The organism is Bifidobacterium jacchi (assembly GCF_009078285.1).
Taxonomy (GTDB): domain Bacteria; phylum Actinomycetota; class Actinomycetes; order Actinomycetales; family Bifidobacteriaceae; genus Bifidobacterium; species Bifidobacterium jacchi.
The window spans coordinates 1-3,551 of the sequence record NZ_RQSP01000076.1; the positions used below are offsets into that span (position 1 = coordinate 1).

Sequence of the window (3,551 nt, forward strand, 5' to 3'; positions counted from 1 at the left end):
GGTTTCGGTGGGTTCAGCGGGTTCGGTGGGTTCGGTGGGTTCGGTGGGTTCGGTGGCGGCCTCGGCTGATTCGTCTGCCTGCGGTGCCGTGGCGCTGGCCTCGGCCACGGTGGTGGTGGATTCTTCGGCGGGCTGCGGTGCCTGCTCGGTTGGTTCGGTGATGTGTTCTTCGGTGACGTTCTCGTCGGCCATGGCCAGCTCCTTTGGGCTACGGATGTGGGAGGGGAAGCGGTCCGCATGCCGTGGCGAGCACGGCGGTGTTTTCCGCAACCTCACCTATTATATTGATTTTGTGGCTAAAGGTGCATCAATATCAGGATTTCCGGAGTGGCTCCCCTCCGAGCGTGTTGTGGAGCAGCGTGTCATCGATACGCTTCGTAGGGTTTTCGAGCTCAATGGCTTCATCGGCATTGAGACCAGAGCGGTGGAAACCGGCGCTTCCCTGCTGAAAAAAGGCGAGACCAGCAAGGAGATCTACCTGCTCAGCCGACTTCAGGAGGTCGGTCATGAGTCGGACACGCCGATCGAGGAGCGCATCGGCCTGCACTTCGATCTGACCGTGCCGCTGAGCCGGTACGTGGTCGAGCATTCCGGCGATCTCGCCTTCCCGTTCAAGCGCTGGCAGATCCAGAAGGTCTGGCGCGGCGAGCGTCCGCAGGAGGGCCGCTTCCGCGAGTTCGTCCAGGCCGACATCGACGTGATCGGCCAGGGTGATCTGCCCGACCACTACGAGGTGGAACTGCCGCTCGTCATGGTCTCGGCGCTCGAGGAGCTGCGCGCGTTCGGCCTTCCCAAGGCCACCGTGCACGCCAACAACCGCAAGCTGTCCGAAGGCTTCTATCGCGGACTGGGGCTGACGGACATCGAGGGCGTGCTGCGCGAGATCGACAAGCTCGACAAGATCGGCGCCGACGAGGTGGCCAAGCTGCTGGTCGAAACCTGCGGCGCCACCGAGGCGCAGGCCCGCGCGTGCCTTGAGCTCGCAGGCCTGACCGCCGCCGACGGCAGCGAGCTCGCAGCCAAGTTCGACGCGCTGTGCGACGCGCACGGCATCGCGAAGGATTCCGAGGCATACGCGCTGGCATCCCAGGGGCTCGCCACCCTCGCCATGATCGTCGACGAGGCCGCCGCGATCCGCCCCGGCTCCGTCATCGCCGATCTCAAGATCGCCCGCGGACTCGACTACTACACCGGCTCCGTCTACGAAACGTTCCTCGACGGCGCCGCATCGCTCGGATCGATCTGCTCCGGCGGTCGATACGACAACCTCGCATCCCAAGGCAGCCGCAAATACCCCGGCGTCGGCCTGTCCATCGGATTGAGCCGACTCGTCAGCTACATGCTGCACACCGCCGGCGCCCACGCCAGCCGCGTCTCGCCGGCCGCCGTGCTCGTGGCGGTATGGAACGAGGATGATCGCCCGGCTGCGAACCGCATCGCCGCGCAGCTGCGCGCCCGCGGCATCGCCACCGACGTCGCGCCGACCGCGGCCAAGCTCGGCAAGCAAATCAAGTATGCGGACAAGCTCGGCATTCCCTACGTGTGGTTCCCCGGGCAGGAGGGCGCCGGCGACGAGGTCAAGAACATCGTCACCGGAGAGCAGACCGCCGCGGAAAGCACGTCGTGGGAGCCGGATACTGTGGTTGCCCGGCAAACCGTTGAAATCTGACGTATTCGAGTCACATTCGAGTCAGGAGAGACAAGACCATGAGCCAGACGGCTTACAGAACACATCATGCCACCGACGTGACCGAGGCGCTCGTCGGGCAGAAGGTGACGCTCGCCGGTTGGGTTGACCGTCGCCGCGACCACGGCGGCGTCGCCTTCATCGATCTGCGCGATTCGACCGGCCTCGTGCAGGTCGTCATCTACGACGAGGAGATGGCGCGCCCGCTGCGCAGCGAATTCGTCATCCAGGTCACCGGCGAGGTGCGCCTGCGCCCGGACGGCAACGAGAACACGCATCTGGCCACCGGCAAGATCGAAGTCGTGGCCGAGAGCATCGAGATCCTCGCCAAGGCCGACGCGCTGCCGTTCCAGGTGTCCACCGCGCTCGAGAACGAGTCCGAGAACAAGCTGCCCGGCGAGGACGTGCGCCTCAAGTACCGCTATCTCGACCTGCGCCGCCCGTCCATGCAGGCGAACCTCAAGCTGCGTTCCGACATGACCAAGGCCGCGCGTCACGCGCTCGAGGGCATGGACTTCACCGAGGTGGAGACCCCGACGTTCATCAAGTCCACGCCCGAGGGCGCACGCGACTTCCTGGTGCCGGCCCGTCTGGTGCCCGGCTCCTGGTACGCGCTGCCGCAGTCCCCGCAGCTGCTCAAGCAGCTGCTCATGGTCTCCGGTGTCGAACGCTACTACCAGCTCGCCCGCTGCTATCGTGACGAGGACTTCCGCGCCGACCGTCAGCCCGAGTTCACCCAGCTCGACATGGAGATGAGCTTCGTGGACCAGGAGGATGTCATGGCCATGGCCGAAAAGGTCATCGCCGCCATTTGGAAGGTCGCCGGCTACGAGGTCAAGCTGCCGCTGCCGCGCATCTCCTGGCAGGACGCCATGGACAAGTACGGTTCCGACAAGCCGGATCTGCGCTTCGGCAACCCGCTCGTCGAGCTCACCGACTACTTCAAAAACACGCCGTTCCGCGTGTTCCAGGCTCCGTACGTGGGTGCCGTCGTGTTCAAGGGCGGTGCCGCCACGCCGCGTCGTCAGTTCGACGCATGGCAGGAGTGGGCCAAGCAGCGCGGTGCCAAGGGCCTCGCGTACGTGGTCTTCGCCGAAGACGGCGAACTCAAGGGCCCCGTCGCCAAGAACCTGTCCGACGAGGAGCGCAACGGCCTGCGCGAGGCCGTCGGCGCCGAGCCGGGCGACGCCGTGTTCTTCGCCGCCGGACGCCGCGAATCCTCGCAGCTGCTGCTCGGTGCCGTGCGCGTCGAGCTTGCCCGCCGCGAAGGCCTGCTCGACCCGAAGAAGTTCGCCTTCACCTGGGTCGTCGACTTCCCGCTGTTCAAGCCCACCGATGATCCCGACGACGACGATGTGGCCGTGGGCCACTCCAAGTGGACCTCCATGCACCACCCGTTCACCATGCCGTCCAAGGACTGGATCGACAAGTTCGACAAGGACCCCGAACACGCCATGTCCGACTCCTACGACATCGTCTGCAACGGCGAGGAGATGGGCGGCGGCTCCGTGCGTATCCATCGCGACGACATCCAGGACCGCGTGCTCAACGTGCTCGGCATCGGCTCCGAGGAAGCCAAGGAGAAGTTCGGCTTCCTGCTTGACGCCTTCAAGTACGGCGCCCCGCCGCACGCGGGCATCGCCCTCGGTTGGGATCGCACCGTGTCCATCCTCGCCGGTGCCGACACCATCCGCGACGTCATCGCCTTCCCCAAGGCCGGCGGCGGCCGCGATCCGCTGACCGGTGCCCCGGCCCCGATCACCGATGCGCAGCGCGCAGAGACTGGCGTCGACTACGACCCCGACTCCGACGAAAACTGAATAATGGAGCGTTAGCTGCGTTGCTCCTCGGTCGCGGTACCTTT

2 protein-coding genes and 1 pseudogene are annotated in these 3,551 nt (G+C 65.7%); 2 read left to right on the plus strand and 1 reads right to left on the minus strand.

The genetic code is table 11. From position 1 onward, the window contains the following. A pseudogene (locus EHS19_RS10265) lies at nt 1-192 on the minus strand (hypothetical protein); the annotation flags it as partial. 100 nt (nt 193-292) lie between these two features. Here EHS19_RS10265 and hisS point away from each other — a divergent pair. Both hisS and aspS read left to right on the plus strand, forming a co-directional pair. Next, complete coding sequence (gene hisS / locus EHS19_RS10270; protein WP_151917668.1) at nt 293-1,669, plus strand: histidine--tRNA ligase; 1,377 nt, start codon at nt 293-295, stop codon at nt 1,667-1,669. 38 nt (nt 1,670-1,707) lie between these two features. Beyond that, complete coding sequence (aspS, locus tag EHS19_RS10275) at nt 1,708-3,507, plus strand: aspartate--tRNA ligase (RefSeq protein ID WP_151917669.1); 1,800 nt, start codon at nt 1,708-1,710, stop codon at nt 3,505-3,507. Nucleotides 3,508-3,551: the final 44 nt, after the last annotated feature.

Coding starts and splice junctions, on each gene's coding strand:
- aspS (WP_151917669.1), top strand. CDS start 1,708: ATGAGCCAGACGGCTTACAGAACACATCATGCCACCGACGTGACCGAG.